Source organism: Bombiscardovia apis, assembly GCF_033095945.1.
Taxonomy (GTDB): Bacteria; Actinomycetota; Actinomycetes; order Actinomycetales; family Bifidobacteriaceae; genus Bombiscardovia; species Bombiscardovia apis.
This window is the reverse complement of record NZ_AP026800.1, coordinates 1,237,039-1,256,016: the sequence shown is the minus strand read 5'-3', so window position 1 is coordinate 1,256,016 and position 18,978 is coordinate 1,237,039. Positions and strand designations below refer to the sequence as shown.

At 54.7% G+C, this 18,978-nt stretch carries 16 protein-coding genes; 12 read left to right on the top strand and 4 right to left on the bottom strand.

Annotated features, from left to right (window positions below; all coding sequences use genetic code 11):
• Nucleotides 1-6: 6 nt before the first annotated feature.
• Complete coding sequence (lpdA, locus tag R8377_RS04965; protein ID WP_317642390.1) at nt 7-1,497, bottom strand: dihydrolipoyl dehydrogenase; 1,491 nt, start codon at nt 1,495-1,497, stop codon at nt 7-9.
• Nucleotides 1,498-1,537: 40 nt separating this feature from the next.
• On the bottom strand, nt 1,538-2,158 hold the full coding sequence (locus tag R8377_RS04960; protein ID WP_317642389.1) for a DUF3043 domain-containing protein: 621 nt from the start codon (nt 2,156-2,158) through the stop codon (nt 1,538-1,540).
• 77 nt (nt 2,159-2,235) lie between these two features.
• On the opposite strand from R8377_RS04960, the gene R8377_RS04955 reads away from it, so the two are divergent.
• From R8377_RS04955 to R8377_RS04945, 3 genes are all read left to right on the top strand, one after another.
• Entirely contained in the window at nt 2,236-3,609 is a 1,374-nt protein-coding gene (locus tag R8377_RS04955) for a dipeptidase (protein ID WP_317642388.1), read from the top strand.
• Nucleotides 3,610-3,843: 234 nt separating this feature from the next.
• Nucleotides 3,844-4,509, top strand: coding sequence for an ECF transporter S component (locus R8377_RS04950; protein WP_317642387.1), 666 nt, complete (start codon nt 3,844-3,846; stop codon nt 4,507-4,509).
• Nucleotides 4,510-4,514: 5 nt separating this feature from the next.
• Nucleotides 4,515-7,022 carry an ATP-binding cassette domain-containing protein gene (locus R8377_RS04945; RefSeq protein WP_317642386.1) on the top strand — a complete coding sequence of 836 codons (2,508 nt, stop codon included), beginning with the start codon at nt 4,515-4,517 and terminating at the stop codon, nt 7,020-7,022.
• A gap of 133 nt (nt 7,023-7,155) precedes the next feature.
• Here R8377_RS04945 and R8377_RS04940 read toward each other — a convergent pair whose 3' ends face one another.
• Complete coding sequence (locus R8377_RS04940; protein WP_317642385.1) at nt 7,156-7,776, bottom strand: superoxide dismutase; 621 nt, start codon at nt 7,774-7,776, stop codon at nt 7,156-7,158.
• Nucleotides 7,777-8,061: 285 nt separating this feature from the next.
• On the opposite strand from R8377_RS04940, the gene R8377_RS04935 reads away from it, so the two are divergent.
• From R8377_RS04935 to pheT, 3 genes are all read left to right on the top strand, one after another.
• On the top strand, nt 8,062-8,955 hold the full coding sequence (locus R8377_RS04935) for a TrmH family RNA methyltransferase (RefSeq protein ID WP_317642384.1): 894 nt from the start codon (nt 8,062-8,064) through the stop codon (nt 8,953-8,955).
• Nucleotides 8,956-9,020: 65 nt separating this feature from the next.
• The gene (pheS, locus tag R8377_RS04930; RefSeq protein ID WP_317642383.1) at nt 9,021-10,085 is read left to right on the top strand and encodes a phenylalanine--tRNA ligase subunit alpha; all 1,065 of its coding nucleotides are present in this window, start codon (nt 9,021-9,023) and stop codon (nt 10,083-10,085) included.
• 12 nt (nt 10,086-10,097) lie between these two features.
• The gene (gene pheT, locus R8377_RS04925) at nt 10,098-12,692 is read left to right on the top strand and encodes a phenylalanine--tRNA ligase subunit beta (RefSeq protein WP_425604987.1); all 2,595 of its coding nucleotides are present in this window, start codon (nt 10,098-10,100) and stop codon (nt 12,690-12,692) included.
• A 90-nt stretch (nt 12,693-12,782) separates the two neighbouring features.
• Here pheT and R8377_RS04920 read toward each other — a convergent pair whose 3' ends face one another.
• Nucleotides 12,783-12,956, bottom strand: coding sequence for a hypothetical protein (locus tag R8377_RS04920; protein ID WP_317642381.1), 174 nt, complete (start codon nt 12,954-12,956; stop codon nt 12,783-12,785).
• Between R8377_RS04920 and R8377_RS04915 the strand changes: the two genes are divergently transcribed.
• From R8377_RS04915 to R8377_RS04890, 6 genes are all read left to right on the top strand, one after another.
• A complete protein-coding gene (locus R8377_RS04915; protein ID WP_317642380.1) occupies nt 12,956-13,426 on the top strand; it encodes a hypothetical protein in 471 nt (156 codons plus the stop codon). The two genes, R8377_RS04920 and R8377_RS04915, sit on opposite strands and share 1 nt — an antisense overlap.
• A 127-nt stretch (nt 13,427-13,553) precedes the next feature.
• Nucleotides 13,554-14,126 (top strand): arginine repressor, encoded by a 573-nt coding sequence (locus R8377_RS04910; RefSeq protein WP_317642379.1) that lies wholly within the window; start codon nt 13,554-13,556, stop codon nt 14,124-14,126.
• 81 nt (nt 14,127-14,207) lie between these two features.
• Nucleotides 14,208-15,527 (top strand): tyrosine--tRNA ligase, encoded by a 1,320-nt coding sequence (gene tyrS, locus R8377_RS04905; RefSeq protein WP_317642378.1) that lies wholly within the window; start codon nt 14,208-14,210, stop codon nt 15,525-15,527.
• A 95-nt stretch (nt 15,528-15,622) separates the two neighbouring features.
• Nucleotides 15,623-17,710 carry a helicase gene (locus R8377_RS04900; RefSeq protein ID WP_317642377.1) on the top strand — a complete coding sequence of 696 codons (2,088 nt, stop codon included), beginning with the start codon at nt 15,623-15,625 and terminating at the stop codon, nt 17,708-17,710.
• Complete coding sequence (locus R8377_RS04895) at nt 17,707-18,777, top strand: HAD-IIA family hydrolase (RefSeq protein WP_317642375.1); 1,071 nt, start codon at nt 17,707-17,709, stop codon at nt 18,775-18,777. Before R8377_RS04900 ends, R8377_RS04895 begins: the two co-directional genes overlap by 4 nt.
• A gap of 12 nt (nt 18,778-18,789) precedes the next feature.
• Nucleotides 18,790-18,975, top strand: a complete 186-nt coding sequence (locus tag R8377_RS04890; RefSeq protein WP_317642374.1) for a hypothetical protein — start codon at nt 18,790-18,792, stop codon at nt 18,973-18,975.
• Nucleotides 18,976-18,978 lie beyond the last annotated feature (3 nt).

Sequence of the window (18,978 nt, the reverse complement as noted above, 5' to 3'; positions counted from 1 at the left end):
ACTAGTTTAGCGCATATGCAGCGGGCGACCATCTGCTTTGAGCAGGGCCTCTCCCAAGCTTTCGCTAAAAGTGGGGTGGGGGTGAATGAGTCTGGCCGCCTGACTCACGGGTATACGGTTGCCCACAATTTGCTCAGCCTCAGCTATGAGTTCAGCGGCTTCGGGTGCTACTAAGTGCACGCCCACTACTATGCGTTCGCCTGGTTTGCTGTGCTCGCAAGCGGTAACCACGCTCAATGAACCGCCACTGCCGCTCATACGCATACGAGCGTTGGCTAGCATGGGGTAAGGGGTTTCTTCTACTTGAGTCAAGTCTTCTTGGGCTTGGGCCTGCTGACGGGTGTATCCCACGCAAGCGGCCTGCGGGGTAGAGAAAACCACCTGTGGTATGGTTTCTTCCTTGACAGGAGAGGGTTTGAGCCCAGCTATGCTTTCGGCGATGACCATGCCCTGTTCGAAGGCGCGATGGGCAAAGTGGTAGCCGGGTGTGATGTCTCCCAAGGCCCAAATGTCCTTGACACTAGTGCGGCCCCAAGGGTCGGTCACTAGCAGGTTGTGGTCGTCGGTGTCGATTCCAACTTGTTTAAACCAATCACTATCAGTATTGGGGGTGCGGCCTATAGCAACGAGCACTTTGTCGGCGCTGATAGATTCGCTGGTCTGCCCGGTTTCATCATCGAGAGAGCTATACGACACGCTGAGCTTGCCCTGACTTCCCTCTACCTTAGTGCACTGCGAACCGGTAATGACTCGAATGCCTTGTTTTTTTAGCTCTCGGGTCAGGGTAACTCCGGTCCTGCGATCCCAACCAGAGAGCACCCTATCCTTGCGGATAATGAGCGTTACTTGACTGCCAGCTGCCTGCCAGATGGAAGCGAACTCTACGGCCACAGCCCCGGCTCCAATAATGACGGGGTGCTGGGGGAACCTTTCCAAGGTGAGCGCTCGGTCGGAGTCGATAATGTCGTCTGAAAATGCCAGATTGGGCAAGGCCATAGAGCGGGCACCGGTGGCGATGACGATATTGCGGGCGTGCAGTTTGCGACTGCTGCCATCGCTGCCAGTCACTTCCACTAGGCCATCTTGGGCGATGCGGCCTTCGCCATGAATAAGTCTGACTTTGCGCTGCTGCAAGAGGTCAGATAAACCGCCGGTCATAGCGTCGACACTTGCCTGGCGGAAGGCTCCTAGCTTGGCGAAGTCAATTCCGTCGAAGCTGCTTTGAATTCCTAATTCGCGAGCGTGGGCCGAGGCTGTGATGGTCGAAGTTGCAGTCATGAGGGCTTTAGTGGGAATGCAGCCGCGGTTGAGGCATGTGCCGCCCACTACTGAATCACGTTCGACAAGAGCTACGCGTGCGCCCAGCTGAGCCGAGCGTAAGGCTGTGGAATAGCCGCCGGGGCCAGAACCAATAATGACCAAGTCGAAGCTATCTGCCTCAACTTGGTCATTAAAAGAATGCTTACCTGCTTGCTGCTCCGTCTTGCTCGTATCCATACCTTCTATAGTAGAGACAAGGCCGGGCAAAAGCGAGAGTTTATTCAGGCCAATGGCCTCGTTTGGGGTATTTGGGCTTAGGAATACGCCAACGGCGCATCTGCCAAGCACGCATCCAAGCGTAGGAAGCCGAACGGGAACCGCGAGCTACAGCGCGCTCGCCGTACTTCTCGATAAGTTTCTTCTTGAGCTTGAACCACATGAAGGCTAAATCAATCACTACGGCAATGGCGTAAGCGTAAATAAAAATCGTAGCTGCGAGATACAGAGGCTGTGAGAAGAAAGCTGCAATCAAAGTAAAGACGAAGAACACCAAGATTACTGGCATGGTGAGCTCAGAGATGCCGAAGCGGGCATCAACGTAGTCACGAATGTAAATACGCCAAGGTAAGCGCTCAGCCTTGGGCATGTTCGTAATGTCGCCGGTGCGCATAGCTTCATATTGCGCGTCTTCCTTAGCACGCATACGCTCTTTTGCGGCCTTACGACTAGCTTTGCGATCCTTAGGAACCAAAGGGCGCAAGTTCTTTTCTTCGGCCTGCTTACGTTTGGGAGTTGGACGTCCCTTACCCTCGCCGTTGCTCTCTTGGCTTGGAGTAGTGGCGCTGGCTTGGGTGTCTGATTCGTCAGAATTCTTGCCCTTAAATAGCTTCCATGTCATGCGAACAGATTACGGTGACACCTAGACGCACGCGGGCGCAAAGGGCCACGCAAGGCGGTCTTGATAAGGAGGCAAACATGGCAGAGGTAACCGCTCAAAGTATCCGTTCGCGGGTCCAGCACGACTGGGATCGTGTAGTTGCATTGTTGAGCCAAAAAGTGGCTCTACATTCCGTTTCTGCCGAGGGTATCACCGGCGATCACATGAAGCGTTCGGCCCAATTTGTGGCCGATGAGCTGAAAAAGGTGGGCGTTGATGCTCGCGTAGTTCAGTCCAGCAATCCTGACGGTACGCCGGGTGCTTACGAGGTAGTTGGTACCAAGATGGTAGATCCATCTGCGCCCACCGTTTTGCTTTATGCGCACCACGATGTGCAACCCGCTCCCAACAACGGACAGTGGGAGAGCGACCCCTTCACCGCGACGCAAAAGGACGGACGTCTTTACGGGCGCGGTGTAGCAGACGATGGCGGCGGTATTGCTATTCATTCGGGCGCTTTGGCTGCCTTGGGCGAAGATCTCAACGTTAACATTAAGGTCTTTATCGAGGGTGAAGAAGAGATGGGGTCACCTTCGTTTATTCCCTTCATTGAAGCCCACCGCGAAGAGTTCGCCTCCGACGTTATTATCGTGGCCGATTCGGGCAATTGGGCCTGGGATGTGCCCAGCCTCACCACTTCTCTGCGCGGCAATCTCGATGTTGATGTGAGTGTAAAGGTCTTGGAACACCCGGTGCATTCTGGCCAATTTGGCGGCCCGATTCTAGATGCTAATACGCTCGCTGCAATGTTGATTGCTTCCATGTACGACGAGCAGGGTGATTTGGCTGTGCCCGGCGTCAAGGCCGACAAGCCCATCGGCGGTTTGCAACGGGATTTGGAAGAGACTCAGGTGCGCGCTGATGCTGGAATCGTTGACTCTTACCGTTTAGCTGGTACCGGTTCCTTGGCTGAGCGCATGTGGACCAAGCCTTCCGCTTCCATCATTGGTTTTGACGCTCACCCGGTAGAGGGCTCCTTCAATGTGATTGCCGATACCTCGCGCTTCCGTATCTCCTTGCGTACGGCCCCCACGCAAGAGCCCGGTGAAGCCCAGCAAGCTCTCATTGACTTCTTGGTTTCCCATGCTCCCTTCGGCGCTCAGGTGAGCGTTGAGCCCATTGATACGGGCATGGGTTGGGCTATGGATGCCAGTTCTGATGCCGTACAAGACGCTGAGGCTGCGATGGAAGAGGCTTTCGGTGTGGCTCCAGTCAACAAGGGTGAAGGCGGCTCAATCCCCTTCATTCCCGAACTTAAGCGCATCTTCCCAGATGCTCAAGTGCTCGTGACTGGCCCCGAGGATCCTCAGACCAACGCTCACAGCCCCAACGAGTCGATTTCTTTGAAAGGCTTGGAACACAATATTGTGACTGAAGCTCTTCTGCTCGATAAGTTGGCGCAATCTAAGTAATACAAGTGGCTACTGCCGCGAGGGTGAGTTAAGACTAGGGCTTCACCTAGGATGGAAATTGACACGGGGGCTGCGTGCTTCAAGGTGAAACTTGGGGCGCGCGGCTGAGATGAGGCCAAGCCTCAACCGGACGAACGTATACCGGGTAATGCCGGCGCACGGATGTTAACTTCCCGTGCCTTATTGCAAGTGTGCAGCTGGATGGTCCAGCGCGCGATGACGAAAGGCACAATAATGGCGCAACAGTATGCTCCAAATAGTCAATCAACTCCCAAGCAAAGTAGCATTCGGCCCCATAGATTCCGCTGGCGAGTAGCAGATATTGCTGTCGCTTCAGTTATCGGAGTGGCCTCAGCTCTTATATACTGGCTCATTGCCCTAGTTTCTGCAGCTCCTTGGCCAATTTTAGAGGCCATAATCCCGGGTTTGGGTGGACTCTTTAATGGTTTTTGGCTCTTCGCGGGCCCTCTGGCTCTGGTTATCGTGCGTAAGCCCGGCGCTGGTGTATACGCAGAAGTGGTTGCGGCCGTTTTAGAATCTCTCTGGGGCAGCCAGTGGGTGCCAGTCGAGACTTTCCTGATTGGTCTCTTACAAGGCGCGATGGCCGAAGCGGCCTTCCTTATATACGCTTATCGCAAGTGGAATCTTGGAACTACCGTGCTTTCCGGTGTGCTCTCTGGCATCGGCTGCTGGCTCTACAGCTTTTTCACTCATCTACAGGCCATCAATCTTGTAGGTCCGTACGGTGTTTTCTATGTGATTGCAACGATTATTTCTGGTGCTGTTATAGCCGGTGCCTTGGTCTGGTATCTCTATCTTGCAATTGCAAAAACTGGAGCCTTAGACCACTTTGAATCGGGCCGTATAGCCCGTGCTGCTGCTGGCGCAAAGGTAGTGTGAAGCCGGTGAATCAAGCATCTTCTTTGGGGCAGCCTGCTTCCTTAGATTTTCAAGGCTGGGGCTACCAGCATGCTTCACGAGATTACTACGCAGTCCATGATTTGGATCTGAGCATACCTGCTGGCCAGCGGGTCTTGCTTTTAGGAGCTTCTGGTATTGGTAAATCGACCCTCTTGCAGGGAGCAGCTGGCTTACTGGGGGCGAGTGAGGGCGAATCTGCTTCAGCGAGTGAAGGGTTCGACGGCGGCTCTGCTTCCAGCGTGGAAGATGCAGACGGCGGGCTGACTCAGGGGCGCATTCTGGTCGGTGGGCAGCCAGTTGACCAGTCGCTGGGACAAGTGGGATTAGTTCTACAAGATCCAGATGCTCAAGCCATCTTCCAAAGGGTTGGCGATAACGTTGCTTTTGGGCCCGAAAATATGGACCTGCCCCGTGAGCTGATTTGGCAGCGGGTGGAGGAAAGTATGGCAGCTGTAGGTTTGAGTGACCTGCAGCTGCATAGGTCGGTTACGCATTTGAGCGGTGGTCAGATGCAAAGACTGGCCCTAGCTGGTGCCTTAGCGATGCGACCGGGCGTGCTTTTACTCGACGAACCTACGGCCAATCTTGACCCTAGGGGAGTGGAGCAAATCGTGGGCGCTGTCAAAGACGTGCTTGATGAGCAGGGCTCAACGCTGGTGCTCGTCGAGCACAGGGCTCAGCCTTGGATTGACTTGATTGAGCGCGTTGTAGTCCTCGGCTTAGGTGATGAGCAGCCCAACGGTTTGCGCAAGACGCTTGTCGTAGCTGATGGCACTCCCGAACAAGTCTTTACTCATTCCCAGATTGATTTCGCGGCTTTAGGTATTTGGGTACCTGACCGCTACTCTGGCAGCAGTAAGCAAGTTGAGCCTATCAAGCTCGAACCCGAGCCCAACTATTCAGCTGCTTGTGGCTATGGGCCTGCGGTGCTTTCGGCTCGTAATGTTGCTATCGGACGAGCAGGGAAGGCCATTGCCCAGGGCGTTAACCTTGATTTTCACGCCGGGCAAATTACCGCTCTGGTGGGAGACAACGGTGCTGGTAAGTCAACGCTCTCTCTCACACTCGCCGGTCTCTTAGAGCCACTGGCAGGGCAGGTGGAAGCTTCTGAGGCTTTGCGTGGCAGCGGCTCTGGGGCTGCGCAGTCGAGCAACCCCTTCGAGTGGAATTCCAAGATTTTAGCCAGTCGCATCTCCTATGTGTTCCAAAATCCTGAGCACCAGTTCGCGCGCGGCTCTGTATTGGAAGAGGTCATGCTTGCCCCCTTGCGAACGGGAATGGAGGAAGTGCAGGCCGAGGAACGTGCTCGGGCCCTACTCAAGCGATTCAACCTGCTTCAATATGCTCAGGCTAATCCCTATACGCTTTCTGGCGGTGAAAAGCGACGACTAACTGTGGCCTCGGCCTTAGCAGCAGCGCCCAAAGTACTCATCCTAGACGAGCCCACTTTCGGTCAGGACCGGCTGACTTGGACCAGCATGGCACAGCTGATAGCCGGACTGCGTGGCGATGGTATTTGCGTGATTGTGGTTACTCATGACCGTCAGTTGGTTCATGTCCTAGGGGCGCGTGTGGTAGAACTCACGCCGCAAGGTTCCTCTGGCAGCTGGGATATGCCAAGGCAGGCACCGGGAAACACTGAACAACCGCTTGCAGATTCTTCTACAAGCGCTGAGTCTCATATACCAGTTCAAGCCATGAACCTGCGAGTGGAAGAACAGCGGCAAGCCAGTCGCTCGGCTTATCTCGCCTCAATCAATCCCTCATATCGGTTGATTGGTGCTTTCGTTTTGGCCCTGCCCCTCTTCTTTAGTTTGGATTGGCTTTCGGCATTAACAGCGCTCGGCATCGAAGTGGTGTTGCTGATGGCAGCAGGCTTTTCTCCTTGGCGGATTGTGCGCTCTACTTGGCCGCTGTTCCTTGGAGCTCCGGGCTCTGCCATTGCGGTCTTGCTCTATGGCAAATCGGGTGGCGCGGTGCTCTGGCAGTGGGGGCTGATGCATGTGACTGAGCGCTCAGCTGTGCTTGCAGGAGCCACAGCCTTGCGTATTCTCGCCATTGGTATTCCCGCTATCATCATGATGCTCGGTATCGATGCTACGGATTTAGCAGATTCCTTCAGCCAGGTGCTCCACCTACCAGATCGCTTCGTCTACGGCGGTTTAGCAGGTATGCGCCTGTTCTCAGTTCTGCAAGATGACTGGTCAGCACTCACTGCCTCCCGGCGCTCGCGAGGTTTGGGGGATGAGAGCAAGGTCAAAGCCTTCTTACCACAGGCATTTGCTCTACTGGTGCTCTCTATCCGGCGCTCAACCATGCTGGCCGAAGCTATGGAAGCCCGCGGCTTTGGTGGGCTAAGTCCACGATCGCACGCCCGTGTTTCGCAGGTGAGAGCCCGAGATTACTGCTTCCTTGCCATCTGCCTAGCCGTTCCCCTAGTGGCCTTGAGCGTTGCCTGGTGGTCTGGTACTTTTTCCTTCTTTGGCAATTAGGGCATAACTCAGGAGCCCCTCCTACTGAAAAAAGACAGAAAAGCCGCTCGATGCTTTGCGATATGCATCGAGCGGCTTTCTTGCATAAGCGCTGTAGCCAAGCAAAAACTTGATTACAACGACAAAGAAGTGCTTACTTTACCAAAATGGTGTTCAGGTTGCGTACCTCGTCGAAGCGCTTGGAAGCATCTTCCCAGTTGACGATGTTCCACCAGGCCTTCACGTAGTCGGCGCGCACGTTCTGGTAATCCAGATAGTAGGCGTGCTCCCAAAGATCGAGCATAACCAGCGGGAAGATAGTGACAGGCAGGTTGCCCTGGTGATCGTACATTTGCAAGGTTACCAGGCGCTCGCCCAAGGCATCCCAAGCGAGTACGGCCCAGCCGGAGCCCTGAATGCCTGCGCACATGGATTCGAAGTAGGTCTGGAAGCCTTGGAAACTGCCGAACTGCTCTTCAATAGCGGCCTTGAGTTCGCCTGTGGGCTCTTCGTCTTGAGCCGGAGCCATGTTCTTCCAGAAGATGGTGTGGTTCTTGTGACCGGCCAAGTTGAAGGCCAGGTTCTTTTCGAGCATATTGGACTGGGCCACGTTGCCGGACTCAGCTGCATCGTGAATTTGCTCCAGGGCCTGGTTGGCTCCGTTCACGTAAGCCTGATGGTGCTTATCGTGGTGGAGTTCCATAATCTTACCGGAGATAAATGGCTCGAGAGCCGAATAATCATAGGGCAGGTCAGGCAAAGTATAAACAGGCATGACGCCTCCTTCTTGTATGAAATGCCGCCGTGTGAGCGCCTTCGCTCGGCGCGCAAGGGCACAGCATGTCTGCGTTACGCAAGTCGACTTGGCTTGTACTTTAAGCCTAGTCCTTGCCCAGCCCCCTGCCAAGGCGAAGGGGCCGCTTCTTTTCGTGAGATATCACACACTCACCGCTTGCTCCATCTGCTTGTTCGTTGAGCGCTGGCCTTGTGTAAGTAAGGTTGTGCCGGTCAGTTTCCCTCTGCGTTTTGCTTGGCTTGGCTGCTCACTAGAGTGGAAGCTATGCCTGAATACCGTGAAATTATAGACAATCCTCGCTCTGAGCGTATTCGCCGAATTGCTGAACTCAGTGAGCGCCGTCGCCGCCAACGCTACGGGCGTTTTATGATTGAAGGACCGCAGTGTGTGCGCGAAGCCGTAGCCTGCCAGCCTCAGTGCCTGCTCGACATTTACGTGGAGGTCGAGCCGGATGCGGGAATGAAACCTGTTTCGACCGCAGCAGCCCAGATTCGCAACTCTGCTCTTAAAGCAGCGCCCCGGGCCTACATTCACTACGTCAGCTCCCGCACTATGCAAGCCATCAGCAAGGATGCACAGGGGATTGTTGCCGTAGGTAGGTTAGAAGATTTGCAAGTGCAGGCCAATAGTTTGTTGTTGCCGCAGGATCAGACTGGACAGGCAGAATCTGTGCAGGTTGCAGCCCTGTGGCAGGTTCGCGACCCGGGCAATGAGGGTACGATTATCCGCACGGCCGATGCTGCAGGTTTGCAAGCCTTACTTTTGGTAGATGACTGCGTTGACCCCTTTAGCCCCAAAGTCCTGCGGGCTACTGCCGGTTCTATCTTCCATATCCCAGTTGTTCAGGTCTCCACCGATGAGTTCTTCACTTGGGTGCAGACTAGGCAGCTTCCGGTAGTAGCTGCAGATGTGTATGGCACCAGTGACCGCGTTCCGGTGAGTTTGCCTGATATGTTGGCCCAAAGTAAAGAAGCAGCATCTGGGCTAGCCCTGCTCTTTGGCAACGAAGCTCGCGGGCTGCCTACTGCTCTGTTGGAACGCAGCGACAGCATCGTTTCCATTCCCATATACGGCAAGGCTGAATCGCTCAACTTAGCGATGTCGGCAGCGGTCCTCCTATATTCCCTGGCTATGTCGAGTCGTCTTGGGAGAATGTGAAGACAGCGAAAAGACTGGTAGATAGCAGTTTTTGCGGGTTCGCGCTCGCGTAGAAAGGGCTCAAATTGGCAGATGCGCAATTCGATCCAGCGGCAGTCACCGACGAGGTCGCCGAGGGTATTGAGAAAATTCGCAACGCTTCCACTCTGGAGGAGTTGAAGGCCCTGAAGGCGCAATTTGCGGGTGCCGAATCTGCAATGGGCCAAGCCAGTCGCGCCATTGGCTCGCTGCCTCCCGAAGCTAAAAAGGGTGCTGGCCAGCTTATGGGCAAGCTCAAGGCTGATTTCGGCCGAGCATATGGCCTCAAAGAGAACGTGCTGCAAGCTCAAGCCGAACAGAGCAAGTTGGCAGCCGAGCAGGTCGACATGACTCTGCCCATTGAGCGTCGCCCGCTCGGCGCTCGACACCCCCTGGCTAAGCTGATGGAAGACGTTGAGGATTTCTTTGTCTCAATGGGTTGGCAGATTTCATCTGGGCCTGAAGTTGAAAGTGAATGGTATAACTTCGACGCGCTCAATCTTAGCCCGGACCACCCTGCTCGACAGATGCAGGACACCTTCTACGTTAAGGGCAATCAAACCAAGGATGCTGCCGGTTTTGTGGGGTCCAATTTGGTGATGCGAACGCAGACTTCGACAGATCAGGTGCGCGGTCTCATAAATCGTGGTGTGCCACTCTATATTGCCAGTCCAGGACGCGTTTTTCGTACCGATGAGCTCGATGCTACACACACGCCTGTCTTCCACCAGTGTGAGGCAATTGCCGTAGATAAAGGTCTGACTATGGCCGACTTGAAGGGTGTACTCGATAAGTTGGCTGTCGCTATGTTTGGCGAAGGTGCTCGTACCCGTTTGCGTCCTTCTTACTTCCCTTTCACTGAGCCTTCTGCTGAAATGGACTTGTGGTTCCCTGATAAGAAGGGTGGCCCCGGCTGGATCGAGTGGGGCGGCTGCGGTATGGTCAATCCCAACGTGCTGCGGGCTGCAGATATTGATCCGGAAATATACTCCGGCTTTGCTTTTGGTGTGGGCATGGAGCGTACCTTGCTCTTGCGCCACGATATTAACGATATGCACGACCTGGTAGAGGGCGACGTGCGCTTCAGCGACCAGTTTGTGATGGGGGAGTGATCAGCGATGCCGATGGTAGACATTGATTGGCTCAAGGAGCACGTTCAGGTACCAGCTGAGTTGTCATACGAGCAGCTGGCTCAAGATTTGGTTCAGGTTGGTCTGGAAGAGGAAGAGATTCACCGCTCCTCAGTTACCGGCCCTATCGTGGTGGGCTACGTAGTTGACGCTACGCCAGAACCGCAGAAGAATGGCAAGGTCATTAACTGGTGCCATGTTGACGTGGGTGAGCAATACAATGCCGTAGACGATGAGGGCCATAAGGTTCCTCGTGGTATCGTCTGCGGAGCTCCCAACATGGCGGCCGGCGAAAAAGTGGTTGTCACTTTGCCTGGCGCTGTTCTGCCCGGAGATTTCAAGATTGAACCGCGCAAGACTTACGGACATATCTCAGATGGTATGTGTGCTTCTGAGCGTGAGCTAGGCCTCGGTTCTGACCACAACGGCATTATCCTCCTTCGCCAGTATGGGTTCACCCCAAAAGAATATGAAGCGTTGAAGCCCGGCGACGATGCGATGGAATTGTTGCATCTCGACAATCCTCTCTTGGAAATTAACATCACTCCAGACCGTGGATATGCCCTGTCCTATCGCGGTGTGGCCCGTGAATTCCATCATTCGACTGGTGCTAGCTACCAAGACCCAGTCGAAAGCCTCAACGCTAAGATTGACGCTAAGGTTGACGCGAGCCAAGCTCCCGTGCAGGTTGAGATTGACGACCGTAATCCCATCTACGGCCAGGTGGGTTGCGACCGCTACTATCTGCGTGCAGTGCGAGGATACAATGCTGCTAGCGCTACCCCTAATTGGATGCGTCGCAGGCTTATCCGCGCCGGCATGCGCTCGCTTTCTCTGGCTGTTGACGTCACTAACTATGTCATGCTCGACTTGGGGCAGCCCTTACATGCCTACGATTTGGACAAGATTGAAGGCCCAATTGTGGTACGCCGAGCTCAAGAGGGTGAGCACCTGACTACCCTCGATGGCAAAGAGCGTGAGCTGAGTCCTGAGGACTTACTGATTACCGATTCGCCTGAGGGCAAGCGCGGCTCTCGTGTGCTTGGTATAGCGGGCGTGATGGGCGGTCTCTACGGCGAAGTTACCGACGAGACTACTAACATTTTGATTGAGGCTGCTCACTTCGACACCGTTTCCATTGCACGCTCGGCACGCAGGCACAAATTGCCCTCTGAGGCTTCTCGTCGCTTTGAACGCGGCGTTGACTACGCCATACAGCCGGCAGCTGCTCAAATGGCAGTCGATTTGCTAACTCAGTATGGCCAGGCTCAAGCCGATTCGGTGGCAATTGATATTGATAGCACCCAATCGCCGGCTGCAATCGATTTCCCTGTGAGCACTGTAAAGCGTTTAGTAGATCTCGATACTGACCGAGACACCATCGTTGCCCTGCTCGAAGATATCGGATGCAGTGTCGAGTCTGTTAGCGAAAACGAACTCAGGGTCACTCCACCGAGCTGGCGGCCGGACTTAGTTCAGCCCTGCGATTTGGTCGAAGAAGTTGCTCGATTGGTGGGCTATGACCAGATTCCGGTCAACGTTCCTTCTCCTCACGTAGCAGGAGCGGTTGGATTAACTCCTGAGCAGAGTCGTCAGCGTTGGGTAGCCGATACCTTAGCTGAATACGGTCTCACCGAGGTGTTGAACTACCCGTTCGTGGGTGACGCTGATTTTAAGGTCTTCGACTACGACATTGACGAGATTAAGCCAGTCAGTGTTGAGCTAGCGAATCCTATGGCTGCTGACAGGCCTTACTTGCGCCGGGAATTACTCTTACCCTTGGCCAATACCGCTCAGCGAAATATCCGCCGAGGCAATGAAAATGTCCGTATTTTTGAGCTCGGGTCAATTTTCAAGAACGATCCAAATGCTCCAGCGATTCCAGCTCTCCCTGGTGGCCAGCGGCCGACCGACGAGCAGCTTGCTCAACTAGATGCAGGCCTGCCCGAGCAGAAGCTCCATGTGGCTGCCTTACTTTCGGGATTGGCCGTTGAAGATGGCTGGCTGGGAGATAAACGCGCTATTGACTGGTCTGATGCTGTTGAGAGCGTACGACGTGTCTTGGATCGTCTAGGGGCAACTTATGAGTTTCAACAGCCTGAGCCAGCGGCAGTTCCAGTCCAATGGCATCCGGGCCGCATGGCTCAAATCTTTATGGGGGGTTCACCGGTAGGCGTGGTTGGAGAACTTCATCCTCACATCGTGGATACCCTCGGCCTGCCCGAGCATACGGCAGCCTTCGAGCTCGATCTTGATGCTGTCTTTGACCACATCGACTTTAAGCCCTTGCAGGCAAAGGCCATTTCGACCTTCCCGCCGGTAAAACAGGATCTAGCGTTCACTGTTCCTGACTCAGTGAGTGCTGCCCAATTGACCGCAGCCATTGAGCAGGCCTGTGGGCCCATGCTTGAGACTATCGAGCTCTTCGATGTCTTTACCGGAGATCAGATAGGTGAGGGTGCTAAGTCATTAGCCTTCGCCGTGACTTTCCGAGCACCAGACCGCACACTTACTTCAGAGGACAGCGAGCACCTTCGCCAGGCGATTGTTGAACAGACCGCCTCGCTGGGAGCGCAACTACGAGCCTGACGGTATAGACTGGCCTCAGCAAGACAAAAGGAGCTACTACGGATACTCAGCAGAACAGACCAGCTGGCGATTACAACGCCGCACAAGGCTCTACTGAGCCCCAGCAACCGGCGTACGGGCAGCAAACGCAGCCCGAATACGGCGCGCTTTCCAACCAGTATCCAGGTTGGAATCCTTATGTTTTTGGTCAGCCAGAGCCTGAAGCTGCCCAGCCTCAAGAGGGGCAGTCGGCTTCGGTTCAGCCCAATCAGCCGGGTCAGCCAATGGTAATCCCTACGGGCTCTCAGCAGGTAAATGGGCAGAATCAGGGACAGGGCTACCAGCCTTACGCTCAGCCTGGAAATATGCAGCAGCCTCCCTTTCAGCAGGCCAGTAATCCGGGAGCAGCCAACAGGGGCAAGCATATTATCAATGGCATTGACCTTGACGACCCTCAGCAGAATCCTGCCTATGGTCACTGGGATCCTTACGCTGTGCTCTCGCTCATTATGGCCATTTGTTTCCCAATACCGCTGATTTCAGCCTTTATGGGTGCTATTGCTATCCACCGTACCCGCACCTTCCACATGAAAGGTTTCGGCTTAGCAGTGGCAGCAGTTGTTATTAACCTGCTCTACAGCTTGATGATTCTATGGATGGCAATGTCTGGCATATCTGTTGATGACCTCTACCAGCAAATGATGCAGGTCATGCCCAATACGGGCGGCACTGGAGGCGACCAGATAAGCGCATAGCTGTCTGGTGTAGCCCGAGCTTTTTGTAACTAGTGTTACTGGGGGAACTTGCGCAGCTTGACCGTTTGCGCAAGGCTGTCGAAATACGCCCGTAGACTGGGGAGCAGTTTACGTTAAGGAGAAGCCTATGCGACCTACGAATAAAGCCGCCCGGCTCGATGCCGTACGTCAAATAGTAAGACAGGGGATAGTGACTTCTCAGGGAGAACTAGCCCGCCTGCTATCCCTACAAGATATTGTCGTGACTCAGGCTACGCTCAGTCGTGATCTCGATGAGCTTCACGCAGCCAAGATGCGCTACCCAGACGGGGCGATCGGTTATTGGATACCCGATTCCGGCGATCAGAGCTTACTTGAAGTGGCGTCTTTAGCTATGACCAACGCCGCCGACTCCAGCAAGACTGACCAGTATTTGTCTCGCGTGCTGACGGGCTTGATTACTTCAGTGAAGCAAGCAAAGAATCTCTTAGTTGTGCGCACACCTTCTGGGGCGGCACAATACGCAGCAAGCGCGCTCGATCGTCAGCCAATAGTCGGTGTATTAGGCACCATTGCTGGCGACGATACCGTACTCGTCATTACCAGCGACGACGAAGAAGCAGCGGAGCGGGCTCAGTGGCTGATTAATATCACCTCCGGTGAGTCTTCTGCCAAGGCCCAGCATAAGCAAGAAAACGGTGCTAAAGCCGCTGCGAAATAGCGGTTTTGTGTCTGCCGTACCTGCGAGAATGAAGCCGTCGTATTAGATATATATTTGAATTCGATAGGGAGTAACTATCTTATGGCTAAGGTCACTGATTTCAAGGAAGCGGGCTTCGATTCGCTCTTTGACGAGCTCAAGTGGCGAGGGCTCATCGCGCAGTGCACCGATGAAGCTGAGCTCAACAAAAAACTGAGCGATCAAGAAGTTACCTACTACTGCGGTTTTGACCCTACAGCGCCTTCCCTCCATGTGGGAAACTTGGTGCAGCTGCTCAACATGCGTCACTTGCAGGCAGCCGGGCATCATCCTATCGCTTTGGTTGGTGGCGCTACTGGTCTGATTGGAGACCCCCGTCAGTCTGGCGAGCGCACCCTCAACCCTAAGGAGACGGTGGCAGCTTGGGCGGACCAGCTTCAAGCGCAAATTGGTCGTTTCTTAGCTACTGAAGGCGCTAACCCAGTGCGCTTTGTGAGCAACTACGAGTGGACCGGCTCCATGAGTGTCATCGACTTTTTGCGAGATATTGGCAAGAACTTCCGCATGGGCACCATGCTCGCTAAAGACACTGTGTCTCGCAGGCTGAATTCAGAAGAAGGCATCTCCTTTACCGAGTTCAGTTATCAGGTTTTGCAAGGTAACGATTTCCTAGAATTGTTTGACCGCTACGACTGCCAGCTTCAGCTGGGCGGCAGCGATCAGTGGGGCAACCTTACCAGCGGTTTAGACCTTATTCGTAAGGTGCGTGGTAAGGCTGTTCAGGTCATGACCAGCCCGCTCATTACCGATGCACAGGGCAAGAAGTTCGGCAAGTCAGAGGGCAATGCTGTCTGGCTGAACCCCACAATGTTCTCGCCTTACCGCTTCTACCAGTTCTGGTTTAACCAGCCCGATGACCAAGTCGTCAAGCTCTTAAAGACCTTCACCTTCCTCACTAAGACTGAGATTGAGCGTTTGGAAGAGGAAGTGAATGCCAATCCTGGTGCCCGCGAGGCTCAGCGAGTTCTGGCCTGGGAAGTCACATCTTACGTTCACGGAGACAAGGCTGCCCAAGGTGCTGTAGACGCAGCAGGTGCGCTCTTTGGGCGCGGCCAGCTCTCTGATTTAGATGCCGATGCGCTTGAGGGTGCCCTCCAAGGTTTGAAGATTGACGACAGCGAGGGCAACAAGAGCTTCGCTGCAGCAAAGGTCGGCGATAGGTTAGTTGATGCCGCGGTAGGGGCTGGTTTGTTTAGCTCGATTTCCGAGGCCCGCAAGACTATCAAGTCGGGCGGTGTCTATCTCAACAATGAGCGCGTGAGTGACCAGGACCAACTCCTGCAAGAAGCTGATTTCTTGAGCGGCCGTTTTGCTTTGGTGAGGCGAGGCAAGAAAGCCCTAGGCGCCCTCGAAAAGCAGTAAATGCCCATCTTTTGTACGAAAACTAATAACAGCATAGCGTTGTAACAGAGGTCTTGCGCACGAAGTGTAAGGCCTGAAGATTTGAGGATATTGATATGGCAGACGAAGCTAGGAACAACCGCGGACATGAAGGCGGCAACCACCGCGGTTCAGGTTATGGACATTCGGGTGGATCTCATCGCGGAAATCAAGGCCACGGCGGTTTTAAGGGCCGTGGTTCCCGAGGGGATCACTATGGTAACCGTGGTTCCGGCTACCGTTCCCACGACCGCAATGATCAGGGAAATGACTCCGGTGAGGGCCGCTATTCTGAGCGGAAATCGCAAGGCAATTTCCGCAGGGATGACCGGCAGGGATACCGCGGACACGACGAGCATCGTTCAAACTACCGCAATGGCGACGACCGCCGTTCTGGTTACCAGGGTCGCGACGACCGCAAGGGCGGCTATAAGGGCCGTGATGACCAGCGCTCCGGTTACCAAGGTCAAGACCGTGGTGAGCGCAGGGGCGGTTACCAGCGTTTCAACAAGGATGACCGCGGCCAGCGCGATGACCGCCGTGGCAGCTACCAGCGTTATGATCGCGATGATCGCCAGGGTGGTTACCAGCGCCGCGACCATGATGACCGTCGCGGTAACTATCAGCATCGTGATCATGACGACCGTCGCGGTGGTTATCAGCGTCACGATCGCGATGATCGCCAGAGTGGTTACAACCGCAACGGTCGCGATGACCGCAGGGGTGGATTCAACCGCGGTGGCAAAGACAACAGCAAGTGGGAAGACCGTCGCAACCACAACAGCCAAGGTGAGCGTGGTCATTCTTACCGTGACCGTGACCAGCATCGCGATGGCGGCCGTTCGTATGATCGCCGTGGCGAGCAAGGCCGTGACTTCCGCCGTGATGATCGCAGGCAGGGCTCAGGCCGCAGAGATTGGCAAGAGCGCAGCGGACAAGACCGTCGCAACAATGGCCGCAATTTCGACCGTAATAACAGCTACCAGGACGGCCCAAGGCGCAATTCCGACGGTACGGTCTCATATCCTTCTCAGAATCCATATACGGATGCGCGTCCAGGCGAACCGTCCATGCCTAAGGGCTTGGAGTGGTCCATGCTTTCCAAAGACGACAAAGAGCGTTTACGCGGTTTAAGCAAGGAGCATGCCGAAAATATCGGTTTGCACATCCTCGCCGCTTATGCTTTGGAAGAGAGCGAGCCGGACCGGGCGTTGGACCATGCTAAGTGGGTAGCTCGTCAGGCTTCACGTGTAGACATTGCTCGTGAGACCTTGGCCTTGGTTGCATACCGTCAGGGCGATTACAAGCTTGCTTTGCGCGAGTTTAGGACTGCCTTCCGTATGAACGGATACTTGGATTATCTACCATTTATCGCCGATTGCGAACGCGGTTTGGGTAATCCCCGCAAGGCTATTGAAGAGGCAACCAGCTACGAAGCCAAGGCCCTGCGTGGTGAGTCCAAGGCTGAGATGTTCTTGGTTTATGCCGGTGCTCTGGCTGATTTGGGCCTGTTCGATCAGGCTGTTCAAACCGTGCATCAGCTGGCTGGCGCCAAGGGGCTTAACGGAGACTACCGGATGCGGGCAGTGCAAGCCGAACAATTCTTCTTGGACCAGGCCGGCCATAGCGACCAGGCCCAGTCTTTGGATTCGCTCCTCGACAAGCTGGAGGCACAATACGCTGACGAGGACGATGATGAAGACTCCGAGATGGAAATCATCGTCGACAATGACCTTGAGCACGCTAATGATGCCATGTTTGAAAGTCTCGATATTCTTACCGAGAAGGAATATTACAAGCAGCACCGCTATGAGCCTGTCGATGAAGATGATGCAGATGAGGCAGAAAATACAAGCGAACCTGTTGAAGAGGTAGCAGTTGGCGAAACTCTTGATCAAGATGCTCAGTCAGAGAATTCGCAGGAGTCTGACGAGCAAGCTGAGCAAGAGACGACGCCTACCGAGTCGACTGCCGAATCTCTCGAATCAGATCAGCCTCAAGCTGTAGCTATTCAAGAAGAAGTGAGCGACGAAGCAACTCAGACGCCGGTCCAGTTAGTGGTGCCGGCTCTCGATCCGTCCGATCAGACTTCAGCTAACGAGGTTTCAGCGTCGACTGAACAGGGCGCAGATGGCGCTAGCAAGGATTCCGAGCAGGAAGCATGAGTGTTAGCTATCTCAAGGGGAGCCAGGAGGCGCTGAGTCAAGCCTACCGTTTAGCTCTACTCGATTTAGACGGAGTAGTGTATAGGGGTTCGCAGCCAGTCGAGCATGCGGCTCAGGCCATTTCAATGGCTTCGGGCCATGGCATGCAGATGGTTTACACTACGAACAATCCTTCGCGCTATCCTTCGGTTGTGGCTCAGCAGCTGCGCTCTTACGGCATAGAGCTCAGCGATAGTCAGGTGATTACCTCGGCTACGGTGGGTGCTCGTATGCTTAGGAAGCACCTGCCAGCTGGGGCAGCAGTGTATGTCATCGGTTCGGACCATTTGCGCGATGAGCTGCGTGCAAACGATTTGCGAGTTGTGCAATCAAACCGCGACCAGCCTGAAGCTGTTATTCAATCGTGGTATCCCGAGCTTACACTCAACGATTTAGCTCAGGCTGCCTATGCCATTGAAAACGGCGCCCGGTATTTTGTAACAAATCGTGACTTGACTATCCCTCGCGAAGACGGCATAGCGCCCGGCAACGGAGCTATGCAACTTCCGGTCATTGCGGCCAGTGGTAAGGAGCCCGAAGACTCTGCCGGAAAGCCTGAACCAGGATTGTATGACGTGGCGCGCGGCCTATTTTCAGATGACGGGAAACCGATGGTAACCCAGGTCTGCCTGCCCATCGGAGACCGATTAGACACCGATATCGAAGCTGCCTACAAGGGTGGTTACGACAGCGCTGTAGTGCTTACGGGTGTGGCAACGCCTGAGGCAATCCTTCAAGCTGAAGTACGGTTAAGGCCTAGCTATATTCTGGCCGATTTGCGCGGCTTGCAAGATGCACAGCCTCAACCGGTCAAAGCACCAAATGGCAGTTGGGTCTGTTGCTCGTGCACTGCCCAAGTGGTTGACGGACGGTTGCAACTCTCTGCTCACGATGCAGCTGGCAAAGAGCTAGATCCGCTCCTCCAACTAGATGCCGTGCGCGCTGCTGCTTGCGCATGCTGGGAAGCGACGGACGCTGGCGTAGATATGAGCCGCATAGATATACCGGTGTTTCACATAAGTGAGTAGGGGAGGGGCAGTATGGCAGAGCAGAATCATCTTCCAGAAGGTGGTCCAGCTACCGGTGCGCCTACTGGCAGCGAAGAGCTTCTCAAGGAGCGCTTTCCCCAACTGGCGCATATTTCTCAACAAGCTCTCGTCCAGCAGGTCAGCCTCTATCGTGAGGTCCTAGCGCAATTGCAAGAGCAGCTTCACGCCGCAGAATAAGAG

Bases quoted from the DNA above. Each gene is read 5' to 3' on its own strand.
- lpdA (WP_317642390.1), bottom strand. From the start codon at position 1,497: ATGGATACGAGCAAGACGGAGCAGCAAGCAGGTAAGCATTCTTTTAAT.
- R8377_RS04960 (WP_317642389.1), bottom strand. From the start codon at position 2,158: ATGACATGGAAGCTATTTAAGGGCAAGAATTCTGACGAATCAGACACC.
- R8377_RS04955 (WP_317642388.1), top strand. From the start codon at position 2,236: ATGGCAGAGGTAACCGCTCAAAGTATCCGTTCGCGGGTCCAGCACGAC.
- R8377_RS04950 (WP_317642387.1), top strand. From the start codon at position 3,844: ATGGCGCAACAGTATGCTCCAAATAGTCAATCAACTCCCAAGCAAAGT.
- R8377_RS04940 (WP_317642385.1), bottom strand. From the start codon at position 7,776: ATGCCTGTTTATACTTTGCCTGACCTGCCCTATGATTATTCGGCTCTC.
- R8377_RS04935 (WP_317642384.1), top strand. From the start codon at position 8,062: ATGCCTGAATACCGTGAAATTATAGACAATCCTCGCTCTGAGCGTATT.
- pheT (WP_425604987.1), top strand. From the start codon at position 10,098: ATGGTAGACATTGATTGGCTCAAGGAGCACGTTCAGGTACCAGCTGAG.
- R8377_RS04915 (WP_317642380.1), top strand. From the start codon at position 12,956: ATGGTAATCCCTACGGGCTCTCAGCAGGTAAATGGGCAGAATCAGGGA.
- R8377_RS04910 (WP_317642379.1), top strand. From the start codon at position 13,554: ATGCGACCTACGAATAAAGCCGCCCGGCTCGATGCCGTACGTCAAATA.
- tyrS (WP_317642378.1), top strand. From the start codon at position 14,208: ATGGCTAAGGTCACTGATTTCAAGGAAGCGGGCTTCGATTCGCTCTTT.
- R8377_RS04900 (WP_317642377.1), top strand. From the start codon at position 15,623: ATGGCAGACGAAGCTAGGAACAACCGCGGACATGAAGGCGGCAACCAC.
- R8377_RS04895 (WP_317642375.1), top strand. From the start codon at position 17,707: ATGAGTGTTAGCTATCTCAAGGGGAGCCAGGAGGCGCTGAGTCAAGCC.
- R8377_RS04890 (WP_317642374.1), top strand. From the start codon at position 18,790: ATGGCAGAGCAGAATCATCTTCCAGAAGGTGGTCCAGCTACCGGTGCG.